Origin of the sequence: Bartonella bovis 91-4, from assembly GCF_000384965.1 — a bacterium.
Lineage (GTDB): Bacteria > Pseudomonadota > Alphaproteobacteria > Rhizobiales > Rhizobiaceae > Bartonella > Bartonella bovis.
The window spans coordinates 1,402,467-1,421,171 of the sequence record NZ_CM001844.1 but is presented as its reverse complement, the minus strand read 5'-3'; the positions used below and the strand labels follow the sequence as shown (position 1 = coordinate 1,421,171).

Below are 18,705 nucleotides of genomic sequence, written 5' to 3'. Positions count from 1 at the left end.
AATTTAGCGTTCTATAAAACCCTTTTCTGTGAAAATTTTCTGCAAAACAAGGTCATGCTTTCTTTCAGGGATAGACTCCACTTCTTGACACGAGAAGCTTAAGCCCCATAAATGCGCACGATGGTCATCTTTTTGAAGCTGTTCAATAGTGCGGTCATAGTAGCCTGCGCCATAACCAAGGCGGTGACACTGGCTGTCAAACGCACAAAGTGGCACAATGATTATGGTGGGAGTGACAACTGCATTGTTGGCGCTGGGACCAAATGTATTAAACCGCATGGGTTCTAGCTGTGTTGTTGGTGTAAATGTTCGAAAAACCATAGTTGTTTCATCTATTACAGCGGGCAGTGCCACATGCCCTCCACGTGATAAGACAAAATCAAACAAAGGGCGTGGGTCTATTTCTGAGTGGATTGGCCAATAGCCGGCAAGAATTGTATGTGAACAATCCCCCATCATTTTTTCAAGATAATGTGCGATGTGAGAACAGGCACGGTGCGAAAAGGTTGTGCGCTGATGTGCACAAAGAGCATTACGACGCGATATACCAAGAGCACGCAAATGTGATCGATCAGATGAAATAGACTGCAAACATTGGGAGGTTGTGAGCATTGTTCAATTTTATTATCTCTTCAATCAGTGGAAAGCAATCGCATTTAAAAAAAGTTTTGATGGAGGCGAGCCGATTGTTTTAATCAATATAAAGATAAGGATGGATAAAGGGAAGATACTATGAAAAAAGGTGGATAAAAAAAAGCAGGTATGGACTTAAGGGTAAACTTGAGTGCGCTGGTGAGAAAATATGAGGTGCGCGGGTAGTGCGAGGTTGGTGCGAGAGAGAAGGGGTATGGACTGTGTGAATAAGAGCATTGAGGCGTGGTGTGCGCGTTGGGGGATTTTTTAAGGGTGAGGAGGTTTGAGGGGAGGAAAGCTTGAGGGCGAATTTTGGAAGAAAATGGAAATTAGGGGGCTGAGAGATACGTAGAAGAGAGTGAGAGGGGATGGTTATATTTGTGGAAGAGAAGAATACAAATTGTGAGGGTAGGGTGAGGTTTGTGCGAGTGGGAAGGGTGCGGGGTGTGGGAGAAGCTTGGTCTTTGTGTAGGAGGCTAGGGTGAGCGAAGAGGCGAGGTTGGTGCAAACGAGAAGGGTTTGGGGTGTTGGATGAGAAGATTTTGGGGGAGGTCTGGGAAGTATGTGGGAGAGAGTGAGAGGAAATAATTGTGTTTGTGGAAGAATACGAGTCTATAGATGCGGGGATACTGTTGGAAGGATGCCAGGGATTTAAAAGGGGTGAGTGGAGAGGAGGATGGGCTATGAGAAGAGAGTGTTTAGTGGAAAGAGGGGAGCATTGATGGAAGGGTGTGGATTGTGTACTGTGGGGTGTGCCAGAACGCAGGAAAAGATTACCCGGGTGGAAGGGAAAGTGGTGAACCGCAACAACCGATGGAAAAGTTTGATTCCGAGAACCTAGGCTACTAGGTGGGTGCCGTGTGAAAAAGCCCACGAGCTTTCTCAGGGACAGCTCCCTTGGGAATCAATAAGGTCTCAGGAATATGTTATTTCCTGTCGAGAAGTGCAGAACACCATTTCTTATTATAAGATAGTTTGATGATTTCTACTAGACAAAAAATTATTTTATGATTTTTTTAAATGACAAAAATTCAGATATTTTGATCGGAGTTTTTGCTTAAAAGTATGTCAATGCGGTTTTGAACTTTTTGCATTTGTGGGTAAAATGTCAAAGCTGTTTCGTAGGCTTTAATGGCAAGCTCTGGTCTTTGTGTGGCTTCCATGACGATTCCAAGCTCAAAAAACGCAATATAATTGCGTGGTTCAAGTTGAAGAGCGTGATGAAGGTCTAGCATTGCTAGTTTGAAGTCACTTAATTGAATATGTATCCATGCACGTCTGCTCCAGGCTTCAGCGTAAGTGGGGGAAAGTGCAATTGCTGTGTCAAGATAATCTAAGGCAAGGCCATAATTTTCTTCACTAATGCCTTGTTCAGCCCATGTCATCAAAAGGTCAATGGTTTCACTACCAGATTGTGCCCATAACCTTTGAATTTGCTGACTTATAGTTTTAGCTTCCTTTGCATTGGCACAGTATTTTAATTCTTTCAGTAAGCGTACAATTTCTTTTTCTTTACGCTGTTTAGTTCGATGAGCGTGGCTGTGATATGTCGATTTTTGATCTTCTAAAACAGTTGTGGCTGCATCTGGTTCACGAGATGTTGTTGATGATTGATTCGGGATGAGGTCATCCAGCGGTAGAAGCGATTGTGGGGAAGGCTCTTCAAACGGTGAAGATGGGGAAGATGTCGCAGAAACAACAAGAGTAGGTGTAAACGAAGAGGGTGAAAGTGAAGACGATGTGGATAGAGATGCAAGGGATAGAGATGGAGTGAGCGAAAATGAGGATGGAGGAGGTGAAAATGGGGAAGAAGTGGATGAGGTAAACGCGAATGAAGGAATGTTCCCATTACCGCCAGAAAGCAAAAAAAGAATGGTGACACAGATCAAAATAAACATCTGTTTTTTCAAAGTCTTGAAATACAGAGAAGGAAAATGTGTCATAAAGGAAGATACGCCAAAAAAAGAGCTTTGAGAGCTTCAAAACAAGGTACCCGCAAAAACAGCAGGCGCCTTCTTCATTAACCTTGACGTGCTCTAAAACGTGGATTGGTTTTATTGAGGATATAAATACGACCTTTACGGCGCACCAACCGATTGTGGCGGTGACGTGTTTTGAGTGCTTTGAGCGAATTTTTAATTTTCATAATAATCACCGTTTATAACGCATACTCATAACATGATACTTTTTGGCATCATTGCAGTTTCTCTTAATCACTGCTTTTAAAAAACACCGCGCTTCTCTTAAAGAGATAACACCATTCACCGCTAATGAATAAGAAGAAAGATAAATTTTTAGCAGGGTGTCTTAGTTTTGTCAACTAAGCATTGGTTGTAGAATTAAGGAAAATGGAAAGACATTGAGCACATTATTAAGAAAGAGGAGAACTGTGGGGTGTGGTGGGAAGTAAGGAGGAGCTTAAGGGCGCGTGAGGGGGAAGATTGAGGAGAAGTGGGCTATGGAGTGCGTGTGAGTGGGAAGAGGTGTTTAGGGAGAGCGTTTTTAGGGCGATGATGTGCGGGTAAGGGGGGGTGAAAGAAGAGGGTGTTGGGCACTATGTGGGGGAGGTGTAGACGATAAGGAAAAGGTTGCAAGGGGGGATCTGTGGGAAGTAAGGAGGAAAGCTGTGGGGTGTGGTGGGAAGTAAGGAGGAGCTTAAGGGCGCGTGAGGGGGAAGATTGAGGAGGAGTAGGCTATGGAGTGCGTGTGAGTGGGAAGAGGTGTTTGGGGAGAGCGTTTTTGGGGTGATGATGTGCGGGTAAGGGGGGTGAAAGAAGAGGGTGTTGGGCACTATGTGGGGGAGGTGTAGACGGTAAGGAAAAGGTTGCAAGGGGGGATCTGTGGGAAGTAAGGAGGAAAGCTGTGGGGTGTGGTGGGAAGTAAGAAGGAGCTTAGGGGCGCGTAAGGGGGAAGATTGAGGAGGAGTGGGCTATGGAGTGCGTGTGAGTGGGAAGAGGTGTTTGGGGAGAGCGTTTTTGGGGCGGTGATGTGCGGGTAAGGGGGGGTGAAAGAAAAGGGTGTTAGGCACTATGTGGGGGAGGTGTTCTTGGGAGAAGGTGCTTAGGGCTTTGGAGGTGTGAGTTGAGATGGGAGATTAGGTGAGGTGAGAGGGTGCCGGGTAAAGAAGAAGAATGTGTACTCTATGGGTGTTCAGGATATGGAGTGTGGGTGGTGTGATGTGTGGATAGAAGAGTGGAGGTTGTGAATGTGGTGTGAGGTTAGTGCCAATGGGCGAGCATTTTGGGGGATGATGGGTATGGGAAGCAAGTGAGTGTTGGTGGGGATAGGTTGGTTCCTTCGATGCGGGGGATGACTTGGGAGAATATGCTTACAGTTTTGATTTTGAAGATGGGTTTGGGAAAGAGGTATGTGATCAAAAAGGAGTGTGAGTATTGGAAAGCGAGGATGGGAGGTGTGGTTGGGAGGGAGAGAGCGTACTGTGTGGATTGGTGCAAGTGGAAGAGTATTGGCAGTTTGTCTAGAAAAGGAGAGGATGCGCTTGCGGGGAGCATTGAATACAGCGGTGGAGAGGGTGAGAGGTGAGGGTGAAAAGAGCTGTGGGAAAGGCATGTGAGTGAGAAAGGGTTAGACGTTGTGTGGGTGTATGCTGGGCGATGGAAAACTTTAGAAAAAGAGGCGGAAGAAAAAGCGTATTGTGTAAAACAGGTTGGTTGCGCTTGTGTGGAGCGGTGTAGACGGGAGAGTTTGGGAACAAGTAGGGGCGAGGAGGTGTATTGGTGGGAGAAGCGTTAAGTGTGTGGTGTGAGTTGGGTAATGGGGGTATAGGTTTTTGTATTGTAGAAAGGGTATGGGGTGGTTAAGAGGCGCGAGAGGTTTTGTAGGTGAGGATGTGTGCTTGTGGGGATGGCGGGTGAGAAGGGTGGTAGGTTATGGGAGATGAGGGGAGCGAGTGGCTGGCCCTGTTAACTGGATGACATGACCCATTTTGCGTTCCGGTTGTACGCAACTTTTACCGTATAGATGCACTGATGTGTGCTCTTGCGTGAGAAAATGTTTAAAGTCATTCAAATTATGGCCAAGAAGATTGGTCATTTCACAATTGCTATGGCGGTGTGTGTTACCTAAAGGAAGGCCACAAATGGCACGGATATGCTGTTCAAATTGTGAGGTTATGCATGCTTTTTGCGTCCAATGACCAGAGTTGTGCACACGAGGAGCTAATTCATTCACAAGAAAACGATCATCTGCTAAAACAAAAAATTCAATGCATAAAACACCAACATAATTTAGAGTGCGCATGACCATAGAGCTTACCTCTTGTGCGGCTTCTTGCACGACATGCGAAACTTTTGAAGGAACAAATGTTTTATGAAGAATACCATTTTTGTGCTGATTTTCAGGGCAGTCGTAAGAGATAGAAGCTCCCTGGGATGAGCGCGATGAGAGAACTGAAATTTCCGATGAAAAGGACACAATTTCTTCTAAAATTGAGGGCTGATAGTGAAGGGTGCTTAAAGCTGCGTCAATCTCTTGTTCACTGGGATGATGAAGCACAACTTGGTTTTTACCATCGTATCCAAAGCGTCTTGTTTTCAAAATACCATGTCCACCCAACGCAGACAGCCCTGAAACTAGAGAAGCACGATTATGAACTGCGTACCATGAAGCTGTGAGAATACCTTTCTCATTTAAAAAGCTTTTTTCAAGAACCCGGTCTTGCGCAATTTCTAAAGCTTTAGATGATGGATAAAGATGCCTTTCTTTTTCAATATAGAGAGCTGTTTGGAGAGGAAGATTTTCAAATTCATATGTGACAACATCGCACATTTCAATCAGACGATCTAGTGCTACTTCATCATCATAGGGAGCAACGATATGATGATTGGCTGTTTGCGCTGCTGGGCAATGTGCTTGAGGACAAAGAACAACTGTGCGATAGCCAAGTTCTGCTGCTGCTATGGCTAACATACGAGCTAATTGCCCCCCACCAATCAAACCAATCATACTTCCCGGTTGTAAACTCTCAGGAGGATGGGGCATCTAAAACCTCATTTATAGGGTACTCAGCAATGTTTTCTGTTTGTTGTTTTCGCCATTCTTCAAGACGTTTAGCAAGGTCTTCATCATAAACAGCCATTACTGCTGCTGATAAAAGCGCCGCATTAATGGCGCCTGCTTTACCTATTGCCAATGTGCCAACTGGTATGCCTGCAGGCATTTGCACTATGGAGAGTAAAGAATCTTTCCCCAATAGGGTGCGTGATTGCACAGGAACTCCAAAAACAGGCAATGGGGTTAGGGCTGCAAGCATGCCGGGAAGATGTGCTGCACCTCCGGCACCTGCTATCAAAACTTTAAAGCCTGCTGCTTTTGCCCCTTTCGCAAAGTGATAAAGCCGATCAGGGGTGCGGTGGGCAGAAATAATCTGTGAAACATGAGAAATGCCAAGCTGTGTTAAAATATCTGCGCTATGGCGCATTGTTTGCCAATCAGATTGGCTGCCCATTAAAAGCGCGACGTCAAATGCGTGTTTGGCCATTCCACATCCTTTTTTGTTGCTAGACTTTATGTATTGTCAAAGGAATCTACTTTCTTACTTTTTAGGAGATTCATTTTCGTAACTTTTGAAAGTCTGCTATTTTAAAAAGTTTTCCATTTTTTTGCAAAGTTAATTTTTGCACAGTCAAAGTAATTTTTTGCAAAGTTAGATAATAAGCGTTAACGGTTTTTCTTCAATGGATTCATCTTGGATCGTGCTTTGCGGAAAAGAAATAAAGATAATGGGGATAGATTATTGGTGATGAGAATAATTTGAAGACAGGGGATGGGAATGGGAGTGTTGTGTGTGCTTGATTGGAAGGGACGGGATTTGAGTGGGCAGATTTGGAGGAAAAATGGTGTGTGGAACAAGATTTAGGTACGTTGTAGAAGCATTTTGGGGATGAGGCGAGAGGAAACTGTTGAGCGCTTGTGTGGTGTCAATATAGGCGGGGGAGAGTGTGCTGTGTTAGGACAGGTTGGGTACGCTGTGGGGGGGGTGTGAGAGGACGCAGATGAAAAGGTGGATCTGGAGAGAGTGCTGTGTGGGTAAGGGGGATGTTATCTGGAAGGGGTGTTGAGTGTGCGCTATGCTTGTGTTGGGCAGACTTGGTGCACTGGTGTGAGGGTTGCGAGAGGTAAGGAAGAAGACAGCTGTGGGGGAGAGAGGTATGTGGACAAAGGGGAGCTTGTGATGTACCGGCATAAGGTGTGGACTGCGAGGTTAGTGCGTGTGGGAAAGATGTTAGGAAAGGTTAGGTACGCTGTGGGGAGGCGCGAAAGGTAAGGAGAAAAAAAGCTGTGAGGGGAGAGGGGTATGGAGATAAGGGAAGTGTGAGTGTTGGAAAAAAAGGATGTTGAGTAGGCGTATGAGAAGGAGCTAGAGAATGGGATTTGCAAAATAAGGCTGGAAAGGAATTGGAAAGTAAGATTTTTAAGATCAAAACTCTTAAATCAAAACAGGCACGAAAGCCTTAAGTCAAACAGGGTTGTTAATAAATATAAAGGAAAATCTCATTCTTTGTTAAATCCCTGTTCACAAAACTGTAAAAATACGATATGAGTATCCTCCAATAATTTGCAATGTAAGCAATCAATGAATTTACATTAAATTTGCATTATAAAGTCAGAAAAATAAAAATAAAGTCAGTAAAATAAAATCCAATCAATTCACTATATAAAGAAAGTTATTTATTTATGTCCAAAGAAGAAGTTTTGGAATTTTCTGGTATTGTAACCGAGCTCTTGCCTAATGCAATGTTTCGCGTAAAACTAGAAAATGATCACGAAATTATTGCTCATACGGCTGGAAGAATGCGTAAAAACCGTATTCGTGTGTTGGCTGGTGATAAAATTATGGTTGAGATGACCCCTTATGATTTGACAAAAGGGCGTATTACATATCGCTATAAATAAGGGATACAGACGTTGCTTTCCCAAAACTTTCCAATTGCTTCAATGAAAATTGCCTAAAGTAAAAATTCGCAAAATTGTTCAAAAATGAGAAATTTCAGAACAATCTAGTGCATGAGTTTAAAAAACTCCACGTGTTGATGGGGGCATAAGTGTGGGGGCATAAGTGGGCTATAAGCAAAGTAAGGGTGTGGTGTAAGGTGTTACGTAATAAAGTTTCGTGATTTAAAAAAATCTGATGGCTTTAAAAAGATTCTTTTGTAGAGGAAAGAGTTTCAAAATAAAGTCAGGTGATGCATTTTAACGCAATCTCAAAGGGGTTTTCACTATGGAAATCGATTTGGTACTTGCTTCTGCTTCACCGCGTCGTTTAGAACTTTTAGCGCAAATTGGTGTTGATCCCAGCCGGGTTTATGCGGCTATGATTGATGAAACGCCAAAGCCAAAAGAGCACCCTGCTCATCTAGCAAAACGCCTAGCATGTGAAAAAGCGCTCAAAGCTTATGACAGCCTGTTATGCTGTGATCATAATAGCCAACATGTTGTGTCGTCGAAAAAATGCTTGATCTTAGCTGCCGATACTGTTGTTGCTGTTGGGCGCATTATTCTTCCTAAACCCGGTGGAAAAGAGGAAGCCTATGAATGTTTGCGCTTGCTGTCAGGGTGTGTTCACAACGTATATAGTGCTGTTTGTATTGTAGACGAATGTGGGAGAAAAACTGTTCAATTAGTCAAAAGTTGTGTTCGTTTTCGATGTTTGACCCCTTCAATGATTGAGGCTTATCTAGCTTGCCGAGAGTGGGAAGGAAAAGCTGGAGGTTATGCTATTCAAGGAAAAGCTGGGGTTTTTGTTACCAATATTTCTGGTTCTTATTCTAATGTGGTTGGTTTGCCGTTGGCTCAAACGATGGACCTTTTAACAGCTTATCATTACCCTGTTCTTTCTAAGTGGACTTAAAATATGCATTGAAAATAAGAGGACTGAAGCGCTGCTTAGATAGTGCAAAAGGAGGGTAGTAGGTGGGGGAGAGTGTTATGTTGGTGAAGAGAGGTGCACGTGAAAAGGTAAATGATGTGCGGGAATAAAGGAGAGATGTGCGAGTAAGGGAGAAGTGGAGGCAAAGTTGGTTGCATTGGTGGAGGAAGGGTGTGAGAGGACGGGGATAAGGTTTTAGGAAGTCAAGCGAGGTTGGTTGGGGGTAGTTGGGTGTGTTGGTGTGATGGAATGTTGGGGAGAAGATCTAAGGGTTTTTGTTTGAGAGGGCGGATCTGGAGGATGGAATGTGTACTGAGATGCTTTGGAGGGGATGAGTTGAGAAAAGGTGGGCTGTGTGGGTTAGTGTGCGTGGGAAGGATGTTGGGGAAGGATGGGGTATGTGTGTATAGTGTGAGAGGTGAGGAGGAGGTGTTGTAAGGTGAGTGAGGTGTTGGGGGAGAAGTGTTGGGCGCTTGTGTAAGAGGTTAGGGAGCGAGAGAGGGTTGGAGTAAGGTTGGTTGCGTTGGTGTGGTGGAATACTGCGGCGAAAATGCCGAGGGTTTTGATTTGAGAGAATGGATCTGGAGGAAAGAAATAATGTACGGTAAGGGGGAGTACATATGGATGAGAGGGGGAGGATGAATTTGAGGGGGTGGAAAAAGGGAGATAATGTATAAGGGGAAGGCAAATGCATAAAAAAGGAGAAACGATGCAGGAACAATCAACACCACGGCGTCCATCGCGCCCTTGTCCAGAATGCGGAAAAATGTCACAGCAGGATTCTTATCCTTTCTGTTCCTCACGGTGCCGAGCAATTGATTTAAATCGGTGGCTTTCAGGTGCTTATATTTTACCACCACCACCACACAATACAGATGAAGAAGAATAATACAGGTAAAGCAGGTGAGGAAGAATAAAAGATTGGCAAAAGTTACATTGTTAATGGAGGAGAATGTACATCCACTATAGTGGAATAAGTGATGGATTAGAGTAAAAATAGCTTAGAGTAAAAATGGAATAGCATGAAAATAGAGTAAAATAATTGAATAAAATAAAAGTAGCGTAAAAAAGCGTGGTAGAATAAAAGAAAACTTGAGAAAAGGTGCATTTTTATACACATTATTATGCTTTTAAATAATGTTGTTGCTTATCCTCTTTTTGTTATACTTATTATTTGCTTGCCTTTTGCCATGATTAGTACGTTTCCCTCTTGCCATGATTATTGTGAGAACCCATATTCTAAGGTGTGACAGTTTGGTTACAGTGTATTCATTTGTTACAGCGGGTGATTGTTTATTATGTCGTATGAACAATTCGAGTGTAATTTTTGAGAGGATCCTTTGAAGCGATGTCTTTAAGGATGGACATGTAAGAGTGCAAGAGAAGGAAAAACAATGAACGTGGATAAATATAGTGAACAGCTGCAAATGTTTTTACAAACAGCACAAGGCAGTGCTCTTGCTTCTGATCATCAGCAATTTATGCCTGAGCACTTTTTGAAAGCACTGTTGGAGGATGGTCAAGGTTTGGCTGTTTCTTTGATCCAGAAAGCTGGGGGTGATTTGCCTGCACTTGAAAGTGCGCTCAAAGTGGCGCTTGATGCTTTACCTAAAGTACAGGGGGGAAATGGCCAGCTCTATATGTCGCAGCCTTTGGCAAAAGTGTTAAGGATGGCTGAGGATTTGGCGCAAAAGGCTGGTGATCAGTTTGTGACTGTGGAACGTGTTTTGCAAGCGCTTGTTATGGAAAAAACAGCTAAAACTGCCGATATTTTATCCAATGCAGGGGTGACACCACAGGCTCTTAATCATGCGATTAATACAATGCGAAAAGGAAAAACAGCAACAAGTGCGCATGCTGAAAGTCAATATAACGCCTTGGAAAAATATGCACGTGATTTAACAAAAGATGCACGGGAAGGCAAGCTTGACCCTGTTATTGGTCGGGAGGAAGAGATTCGCCGGGCTATTCAGGTTTTATCACGCCGGACTAAGAATAACCCTGTTCTTATCGGAGAGCCTGGTGTTGGGAAAACTGCAATTGTTGAAGGTTTGGCACTGCGTATTGTCAATGGGGATGTTCCTGAAACCTTGCGTGATAAACATCTTTATGCGCTTGATATGGGGGCGCTTATTGCGGGGGCAAAATATCGTGGTGAATTTGAAGAACGTTTGAAAGCCGTTTTGGCAGATGTGCAAGCTGAAAATGGGCAGATCATTTTATTTATTGATGAATTACATAATCTTGTTGGTGCTGGAAAGTCTGACGGGCCTATGGATGCTTCCAATTTACTTAAACCTGCTTTGGCCCGGGGTGAGCTCCATTGTATTGGGGCGACAACGCTTGAGGAATATCGTAAATATGTAGAAAAGGATGCTGCTTTAGCACGCCGCTTCCAGCCCGTTTTTGTGCCTGAGCCGACACTTGATGATACGATTTCTATTTTACGTGGGATTAAAGAAAAATATGAGCAACACCACAAGGTGCGCTTGGCTGATAGTGCTTTGATTGCTGCTGCACGCCTTTCAAACCGGTATATTACCGATCGCTTCTTGCCTGATAAAGCGATTGACCTGATTGATGAGGCTGCGGCGCGGTTGCGTATGCAGGTTGATTCCAAGCCAGAAGAGCTTGACCATATTGATCGGCGAATTTTGCAGTTAAAGATTGAGCGAGAAGCTTTGAAAACAGAGGTTGATCCTACTGCAAAAGAGCGTTTGCAAACGGTGGAAACTGAGCTTGATACATTGGAAAAACAGTCTACTGAAATGACGCAAGCCTGGCAGGCTGAAAAACAAAAATTGGGACATGCCGCTGATTTGAAAAAAAGGCTCGAAGAGGCACGAAATGCTTTGGCTATTGCACAGCGTAATGGCCAATTTCAACAGGCTGGAGAATTAGCCTATAGTGTGATCCCTGATCTTGAAAAACAATTAAATGCTGCTGAAAATGATGAGCAACGCAATAATCTGATTGAAGAAGTTGTGATGGCTGAGCATGTGGCGCAGATCGTTTCGCGTTGGACGGGGGTTCCTGTTGATCGGATGCTTGAGGCAGAACGTGAGCGGTTGTTACGTATGGAAGATGAGATCAGCCAACGTGTTGTGGGGCAAAAAGATGCTGTTCAGGCTGTGGCTCGTGCTGTGCGCCGTGCCCGTGCTGGATTGCAAGACCCCAACCGGCCTATTGGGTCTTTCATGTTTTTGGGACCAACTGGTGTTGGAAAAACTGAATTAACAAAGGCGCTTGCGGCTTTTTTATTCCAAGACTCTAACGCAATGTTGCGTATTGATATGTCTGAATATATGGAAAAACATGCCGGTGCACGGCTGATTGGTGCGCCCCCTGGATATGTTGGATATGAAGAAGGCGGTGTGTTGACAGAAGCTGTAAGACGCAGACCCTATCAAGTTATTCTTTTTGACGAAATTGAAAAAGCGCATCCTGATATCTTTAATCTCTTATTACAAGTGCTTGATGAAGGACGTTTAACTGATAGCCAAGGGCGGACAGTTGATTTTCGTAATACCTTACTCATTATGACTTCTAACCTTGGGGCTGATATTTTAACGGCTCTGCCTGAAGGACAAGTAACTGGTGCGGCCAGAGATGATGTTATGCGTATTGTTAAAGCAGCATTTCGGCCTGAATTTTTAAACCGAGTTGATGAAATTATTCTCTTTGAGAGATTGCAGCGCAAAGATATGGAAGCAATTGTTGATATTCAGGTCAAACACTTACAAAATTTGCTCAATGAGCGCAAAATTACAGTGCAGATCGAACAAGAAGCAAAAGAATTCTTAGCCAATAAGGGCTATGACCCGCTTTATGGAGCGCGGCCTTTAAAGCGCATTATACAAAAGGAAATTCAAGATCCTTTGGCTGAAGATATTTTACTTGGGACTATCCACGATGAAACAGCAGTTGCTATTATAAAAACAGGCGATCGTTTGACTTTTTCTCCCATCACGGGTACGGGGCAGCCCACAAGTGCTTAAAATCAAAAGAGAAAAAAGTTGATGAGAGTTGACAAGGTGAACGTAAACTGATATCATTATAGCATAATCACAATTGTATCTCTCATTCATAAATATTTGGAAAATGAGTTCTCGCGGAGATGGTGTCTGCCGCGCGAGGTTTTATGCGCTGTAATCGTGGCTGTAATTGTGGTGGCGATTAATGTAGATGAGATTTCATGAAAAGTGGTGATTTCATAACAAATGTGGGTGAAATGTCGGGAATATGGCACTATCGAGAAGATGGGGGTGCCGGAATATCCAGAGTATAGAGGCGTTGGCTACGTGGGGGTGTTTAAAAACATGGCAGGGAGTGTTTGAAAACGTTGGGACGTTGGTAGTTTGTGGGACGTTGGTAATTTGACTGCCTTCCTTATGAAAAGGGCTTCGAGAGGTGAGCGTGAAGGGTAAGTCGCTTATCAAGCATTTGTCGTTTGGGTGAGAGTTTTTTTTAAGTGACAGTTTTTTTACAACGTTTGGGGTAGGTGGGCCGGAGAGGTTTTTGGTGGCTTATGTCTGGGCCTTATTTGTGGCGTGTTTAGAGTTTTTCTTGTTATTTTAGATTTATTATAGTTTGCGTATCATTTTTTGTGATTGAGTTTTGTGTTTGTCTCAAGTTCTTTTGGATGCGCTGATGGTTTTGCCCCCTGATGGGAGGATTGTTTGCTTGTCATTTTGGTGTGGGATTTTGGGGATTTATGGTGGGGAGATTATTGGTAGTGGGCGATATTGATGAAGGGGAATGACTAAGGTGGTTTTACGGGTCTTTGGGTATAGAATATCTTAAGAGGGGAGTTTTTTTACTTTTATTACGTGGTCATTTCTTTGAGGGTTGTATTATTGGTGGGTTGTATTATCGATACGATGTTGTTGTTTAGAACATGAAATGAGAAGGGCTTTTCTTTGTGGGGGTTGGGTGATGTCCATTCTTTATTGCGGGAAGTCCTTATTGTTAGAGGTGATAGGGCTCCTTATTGGAAACAATAGAGTTTTCTTAAAAAATAAGTCAATGTTTTAGAACATTTGCTGATTTTTGACTGCTATTTTAGTTTTTTTCATAAAGTAGATGAATGAGTGATTTGTGTTAAGCTTTATAAGGGGCTGCAATAAATTTGTTTATAGTCAATAAAGGAATGTTAACGTGACGAACGAACAGTCTATGTCTGTACGTAAAAGAGGGCGGCCTAAAGGCTCATTGAATAAAAATACGAAATTGCTCAAAGATGCTCTTTTGGCAGCTGCTACGAAAGCAGGAGATCATTATGGTCATGATGGCTTGGTGTCTTATCTTGAGTACCATGCGGTTAATAATCCGGTGTCTTTTTTCTCGCTTTTAGCAAAGGTTTTGCCTCTGCAAGTAAGTGGAGAAGGAGGGAGCGATGTTAAAACAGTGTCGCGTGTTGAAATTGTGCCGGTGGCTCCCAAGGCAACAATAACGGATGATCGTAAAACATCTGTTCTTGATGTATAAATATTTCTGAAAACTTTTGCTCTGTTGGTTGTGGGGGTTTTTGTTGACGGTGGTTTGTGCACAGTTTCTGATACATTTTAACGCTGGGTTTTGTTTTTTTAAGTTTATGTGGACTCTTTGTTGATAGTGGGCAGTGGTTTTCCGTGCAACCAAGTTTGGCTGTAGTGGTGAGGATGCTCGCTATGGTGGGGGAAGTTTCGTGTAGTTGGTGAAAGTCTCGTGTGCGCTGAGGAAGGATCCGCGTGCGCTGGGCAAGAGGAGCTGCATTAGGTGGAACGACTACGTATTAGGACGAGAGCTGTGTGTAGTGGAGAGGGCTACATGACGTGGTAGGCAGGCTCTCGTGCGGTAAAGAGGTTTGTATGGTGAGGAGAGACCCTCGCATGGTGAGGATGCTCGCTATGGTGGGGGAGTTTCGTGTAGTTGGTGAAAGTCTCGTGTGCGCTGAGGGAGGATCCGCGTGCGCTGGGCAAGAGGAGCTGCATTAGGTGGAACGACTGCGTATTAGGACGAGGGCTGTGTGTAGTGGAGAGGGCTACATGACGTGGTAGGCAGGCTCTCGTGCGGTAAAGAGGTTTGTATAGTGAGGAGAGATCCTCGCATGGTGAGGATGCTCGCTATGGTGGGGGAAGTTTCGTGTAGTTGGTGAAGGTCTCGTGTGCGCTGAGGGAGGATCCGCGTGCGCTGGGCAAGAGGAGCTGCATTAGGTGGAGGGCTGTGCCCTCATGAGGGGATGGTACTGTGTTTGATCTGCTATGGGGTTATTCTCATGATGTTACAATGATAGCTTGTAATGACAACCGTTCAAATTGCTCTTATTCCGAAATTGATTCCTGTTTTTTCTGGTCAGGCTGATGTGCGTGCTGCTTGGGGAGGGCGTGGATCTGGGAAAACACGCTCCTTTGCTCTGATGTCGGCTGTGGTTGGATATCGGCATGGAAAGGCAGGAGAGAGAGGCATTATTTTATGTGCAAGACAGTTCCAAAATTCACTAAATGAAAGTTCGCTAGAAGAAATTAAACGCGCTATAGAATCTTACAGTTTCTTGAAAGACTATTATGAGATTGGTGATAAATACGTTAGATCAAAAGATGGTCGTATTGTTTATGCATTTGCTGGTTTAGATCGCAATATTGCAAGCATTAAGTCAATGGGGCGCATTCTGCTTTGCTGGGTTGATGAGGCTGAGCCTGTTACTGAGCCAGCTTGGCAAACGTTGATTCCAACTTTGCGGGAAGAGGGGGAAAATTGGCATTGTGAATTATGGGTTACGTGGAACCCTTTACGCGAGAATGCCCCTGTTGAAAAGCGATTTCGTGCTGTGAAGGACCCTCATATCAAAGGGGCTGATATCAATTGGCGGGATAATCCTCAATTTCCGGATAGGCTCAATCGTGCCAGAGAAGCTGATTTTAAACAAAGGCCTGAGCAGTATAATCATATTTGGGAAGGAGAATATCTACAAGCTGTGCAAGGGGCATATTACCAAAAATTATTGCTTGAGGCTGAGCAGGAAGGACGCATTGCTCATGTGCCGCGTGACCCGCTTATTCAGATCAAGATCTTTTGGGATATTGGTGGAACGGGAGCAAAGGCTGATGCGACGGCTTTGTGGGTTGCACAATTTATTGGGCGCGAAATCCGTGTTCTCGATTATTATGAAGCACAAGGGCAGCCTTTATCTGAGCATATTGGATGGGTGTGCCAAAGGGGATATGACAAAGCTTTAATGGTTTTGCCCCATGATGGGGCGACAAAAGATCGTGTTTGTAATGTTAGTTTTGAAAGTGCTCTCCAACACGCTGGTTTTCAGACCAAAATTATTCCCAACCAAGGTGTTGGCGCTGTCAAAATGCGTATTGAAGCTGTGAGGCGTTTATTTCCAGCTATATGGTTTAATCGTGATACGACAACAGCGGGACGAAAAGCGCTTGCATGGTACCATGAAAAACGCGACGAACAGCGTAATATTGGTTTGGGTGCTGAACATGATTGGGCAAGCCATGGGGCTGATAGTTTTGGGTTGATGTGTGTTGCTTATGAACAGCCAAATATCCGGCCACGAAAAAATGTTTATCGTTCTTCTCAGAGTTCTTCAACTTCGTGGATGGCTTTTTAAAGCGCATGGGTACTTGTGGGCATGGGTACTTTGAAGGAAATGAGTTGTTTGTGGGCGTCTCATGGTTTGTGGGGTTTATGGATGCTTTGAAAGTGTATGAAGAGTGAAGACCATGAAGGGGAAAACTGTGAGGGGGCAGGATTTGAGTTTATGGGGGGACGAAAATGCTGTGAGGGAGGAAGGCTTGAGGGGAAAACCGTGAAGGGGCGGGTTTGAGTTTGTTGAGAGCGAGATCAGGAGGAATTGAGCCTATGAGAGTTGAAAGTTCGTGGGTGTATTGAGTGCTTGTGGGGCTTATGGTGGCTTGAGGATCTGATGGGTGTTTTGAAGTACATGGGCGTTGTTGACGGTAGAAGGGTGAAGACCACGAAGGGGAAAACTGTGAGGGGGCAGGATTTGAGCTTGTGGGGGTTAAGGTTTGTGCGGGGTTTTGCACATTGTAGGTGAGTTTACCATCGTGGATGGTTTTTAACATTATGGGTGGCTTTTTAATGGACCAACAGACATCTTTAATCGATTCGATTGAGACGCTTCAACATCAGGCGCTTTTTAAGAAACTTGTTACCTGGTATCAAGAAGATATTGCGCATGTTGAACAGTGGCGAAAAAACGCTCAAGAAGATTATAACTTTTATAATGGGCGCCAATGGAATGAGCAAGATCTTGCTGTGTTGCGAGAACACAATAGACCTGTGATGACTTTTAACCGCATTGCTCCTTTGGTGAATGCTGTAATTGGGGCTGAACGCAACAATAAACGACAAGTTCAGTTTATTCCTCGGCAACCAGGAGCAGCTCTGGCAAACCAGATTTTAACAGGAGCGGCTGAATGGTTTCGTGATGAGGCGGATGGAGAATATGAAGATTCTGACGCTTTTCAAGATGCTATTATTTGTGGGATGGGTTGGACTGATACGCGGCTTGATTATGAAGATGACCCTAATGGAAAGCCTGTAATTGCACGCTTGGATCCTATGAAAATGGTATGGGATGCAAGTGCTGTTAAGCCTAATCTTATTGATGCGCAGCGTCTATGGTATATTGATGAAAAGCCTTTAGAAATTGCGCAAAAAATGTTTCCCGATGTTCATTGGAGTGATTTGCATGCTGATTGGGCACACCATCTTGTTTCAACGCACTCGGGTAGAAATGGTGTACAAAATTATGAGGATACAGTCGACGATGAATTTAGCTATCATGAGCGCACGATGGTGACGCTGGCTGAGTGTCGGTGGTTTGAACGTGAGGTTTATTATAAAGTTCTCAATCTGGAAACGGGACAATATATTGATTATTCTGAGGAAGATTTTCAATTTTTGCGCAAAAATAATCCGCATATCCAGGCAACAAGATTGACCAAAAAAGTTGTCAAACGGGCTTTTTTGGGTAAAAGATTGCTTGAAGCCCCTGATAAACCATTGGTGCCACAAAATCAATTGGGGTGGGAATGCATTACCGGCTATTTTGATAAATTCAGTCGACATTTTTACGGGGTTGTAAAACCTGCAAAAGATCCACAACGGTGGGCTAATAAATATTTTAGCCAAGTGATGCATTTGCTCAATAGCCAGTCCAAAGGCGGGGTTATGGCTGAACGAGATGCTTTTGACGACGATCGCCAAGCTATGGAAAGCTGGGCAAGAGCTGATACGATTACATGGCTTAAAAGTGGTGCTTTGGCTAGTGGAAGAATACAGCCAAAACCTGCTGGGCAATTTCCCAACGGCTTTTTCCAGCTTTTTAATGAAGCAAAGGGGGCTATTTCCCAGGTTACAGGATTGTCTGCAGAATTTGTTGGAACACGTGCGGTAAACCAACCGGGTGTTCTTGAAGAACAGCGCCGTCAATCATCACTTAATTTGTTAGCATCCTTCTTTGATGGTTTGCGACGCTATCGACAACGACAGGGAAAAATTATTCTTTATCTTATTCAAAATTATCTCTCTGATGGGCGATTGGTACGCATTGCTGGGGAAGAAAATGCTCAGTATGTTCCGCTGACACGGGAAGTTATTACGAGTTTGGAATATGATATTGTGGTGGATGATGCTCCAACAAGCCCCAATGAAAAAGAGCGCACCTTTGCTGTGATTACGCAGTTGCTTCCTTTGATGCAAAATTTTGCAACACCAGATATTATGCTTGATTTATTGCGCTATTCACCTTTACCAGCATCGCTCATTCACAAAATTGCTACAAAATCTGGGCAGCAACAGGGGCAATTGCAGGATGATCAACAAGTTGGGGTGCAAAATGGAGGCACACAAGAGATGAGACAAGCGATACAAGCTCTTTTGCGTATGGCGCAAAGTGCGCAACAAACTTCTTAAAGGGTAAGAGTTGTGTCTTCATTGCTTCTTATTGCTTTGTTTTGTTGTTTGGGGGGGTGATGGAGGTTGAGATTTATGTTTAAGGAAGAAGGCATTTCTTGAGGGGAGGGGCACACCGTAAAGGAGTGAGCGCTTTAAAGGGGGAAGGTTTATTGCCTGGGAGGAGACTATTGTCTGAAGTGGGCATTGTGTGAGGGATGAGCGTTGTTGAGGCAGGAGTTTTGTTTGAGAGGGAGGCCTACTTGTGT

General features: G+C 44.0%; 16 protein-coding genes and 1 other RNA gene. 11 read left to right on the top strand and 6 right to left on the bottom strand.

Annotated elements, in window-relative coordinates:
* Nucleotides 1-3: 3 nt before the first annotated feature.
* The 4 genes from BBBE_RS06165 to ykgO all read right to left on the bottom strand — a co-directional run bounded on the left by BBBE_RS06165 (nucleotide 4) and on the right by ykgO (nucleotide 2,779).
* Entirely contained in the window at nucleotides 4-612 is a 609-nt protein-coding gene (locus BBBE_RS06165; protein ID WP_010701661.1) for a 5-formyltetrahydrofolate cyclo-ligase, read from the bottom strand.
* A gap of 815 nt (nucleotides 613-1,427) precedes the next feature.
* Nucleotides 1,428-1,588: non-coding RNA, 6S RNA (ssrS, locus tag BBBE_RS07260), on the bottom strand.
* Nucleotides 1,589-1,664: 76 nt separating this feature from the next.
* Nucleotides 1,665-2,531, bottom strand: coding sequence for a tetratricopeptide repeat protein (locus BBBE_RS06160; protein WP_022708759.1), 867 nt, complete (start codon nucleotides 2,529-2,531; stop codon nucleotides 1,665-1,667).
* Nucleotides 2,532-2,653: 122 nt separating this feature from the next.
* On the bottom strand, nucleotides 2,654-2,779 hold the full coding sequence (gene ykgO, locus BBBE_RS06155) for a type B 50S ribosomal protein L36 (RefSeq protein WP_034990194.1): 126 nt from the start codon (nucleotides 2,777-2,779) through the stop codon (nucleotides 2,654-2,656).
* A gap of 1,239 nt (nucleotides 2,780-4,018) precedes the next feature.
* Between ykgO and BBBE_RS07360 the strand changes: the two genes are divergently transcribed.
* Nucleotides 4,019-4,207 carry a hypothetical protein gene (locus tag BBBE_RS07360; RefSeq protein ID WP_152023209.1) on the top strand — a complete coding sequence of 63 codons (189 nt, stop codon included), beginning with the start codon at nucleotides 4,019-4,021 and terminating at the stop codon, nucleotides 4,205-4,207.
* Nucleotides 4,204-4,386, top strand: coding sequence for a hypothetical protein (locus BBBE_RS06145; protein ID WP_022708754.1), 183 nt, complete (start codon nucleotides 4,204-4,206; stop codon nucleotides 4,384-4,386). Before BBBE_RS07360 ends, BBBE_RS06145 begins: the two co-directional genes overlap by 4 nt.
* Before the next feature lie 135 nt (nucleotides 4,387-4,521).
* Here the strand turns inward: BBBE_RS06145 and BBBE_RS06140 are convergent, their stop codons facing one another.
* Nucleotides 4,522-5,634 (bottom strand): 5-(carboxyamino)imidazole ribonucleotide synthase, encoded by a 1,113-nt coding sequence (locus BBBE_RS06140; protein ID WP_010701658.1) that lies wholly within the window; start codon nucleotides 5,632-5,634, stop codon nucleotides 4,522-4,524.
* Complete coding sequence (gene purE / locus BBBE_RS06135; RefSeq protein WP_010701657.1) at nucleotides 5,618-6,133, bottom strand: 5-(carboxyamino)imidazole ribonucleotide mutase; 516 nt, start codon at nucleotides 6,131-6,133, stop codon at nucleotides 5,618-5,620. The genes BBBE_RS06140 and purE overlap by 17 nt, the downstream gene beginning before the upstream one ends.
* Before the next feature lie 1,196 nt (nucleotides 6,134-7,329).
* On the opposite strand from purE, the gene infA reads away from it, so the two are divergent.
* The 9 genes from infA (at nucleotide 7,330) to BBBE_RS06095 (ending at nucleotide 18,457) form a co-directional block, all read left to right on the top strand.
* Nucleotides 7,330-7,548 (top strand): translation initiation factor IF-1, encoded by a 219-nt coding sequence (infA, locus tag BBBE_RS06125; RefSeq protein WP_004857577.1) that lies wholly within the window; start codon nucleotides 7,330-7,332, stop codon nucleotides 7,546-7,548.
* Between the two features lie 325 nt (nucleotides 7,549-7,873).
* Nucleotides 7,874-8,503: a Maf family protein gene (locus BBBE_RS06120; protein ID WP_010701656.1), complete on the top strand. Its 630-nt coding sequence runs from the start codon at nucleotides 7,874-7,876 to the stop codon at nucleotides 8,501-8,503.
* A gap of 706 nt (nucleotides 8,504-9,209) precedes the next feature.
* On the top strand, nucleotides 9,210-9,410 hold the full coding sequence (yacG, locus tag BBBE_RS06115) for a DNA gyrase inhibitor YacG (RefSeq protein ID WP_010701655.1): 201 nt from the start codon (nucleotides 9,210-9,212) through the stop codon (nucleotides 9,408-9,410).
* Nucleotides 9,411-9,915: 505 nt separating this feature from the next.
* Nucleotides 9,916-12,519, top strand: coding sequence for an ATP-dependent chaperone ClpB (gene clpB, locus BBBE_RS06110; protein ID WP_010701654.1), 2,604 nt, complete (start codon nucleotides 9,916-9,918; stop codon nucleotides 12,517-12,519).
* A gap of 625 nt (nucleotides 12,520-13,144) precedes the next feature.
* Nucleotides 13,145-13,270 carry a hypothetical protein gene (locus BBBE_RS07600; RefSeq protein WP_275450431.1) on the top strand — a complete coding sequence of 42 codons (126 nt, stop codon included), beginning with the start codon at nucleotides 13,145-13,147 and terminating at the stop codon, nucleotides 13,268-13,270.
* A 408-nt stretch (nucleotides 13,271-13,678) separates the two neighbouring features.
* The gene (locus BBBE_RS06105; RefSeq protein WP_010701653.1) at nucleotides 13,679-14,008 is read left to right on the top strand and encodes a hypothetical protein; all 330 of its coding nucleotides are present in this window, start codon (nucleotides 13,679-13,681) and stop codon (nucleotides 14,006-14,008) included.
* A 362-nt stretch (nucleotides 14,009-14,370) separates the two neighbouring features.
* A complete protein-coding gene (locus BBBE_RS07595) occupies nucleotides 14,371-14,496 on the top strand; it encodes a hypothetical protein (protein WP_022708750.1) in 126 nt (41 codons plus the stop codon).
* A 305-nt stretch (nucleotides 14,497-14,801) separates the two neighbouring features.
* The gene (locus BBBE_RS06100; protein WP_010701652.1) at nucleotides 14,802-16,127 is read left to right on the top strand and encodes a phage terminase large subunit; all 1,326 of its coding nucleotides are present in this window, start codon (nucleotides 14,802-14,804) and stop codon (nucleotides 16,125-16,127) included.
* A 476-nt stretch (nucleotides 16,128-16,603) separates the two neighbouring features.
* Nucleotides 16,604-18,457, top strand: coding sequence for a portal protein (locus BBBE_RS06095; RefSeq protein WP_192812782.1), 1,854 nt, complete (start codon nucleotides 16,604-16,606; stop codon nucleotides 18,455-18,457).
* Nucleotides 18,458-18,705: the final 248 nt, after the last annotated feature.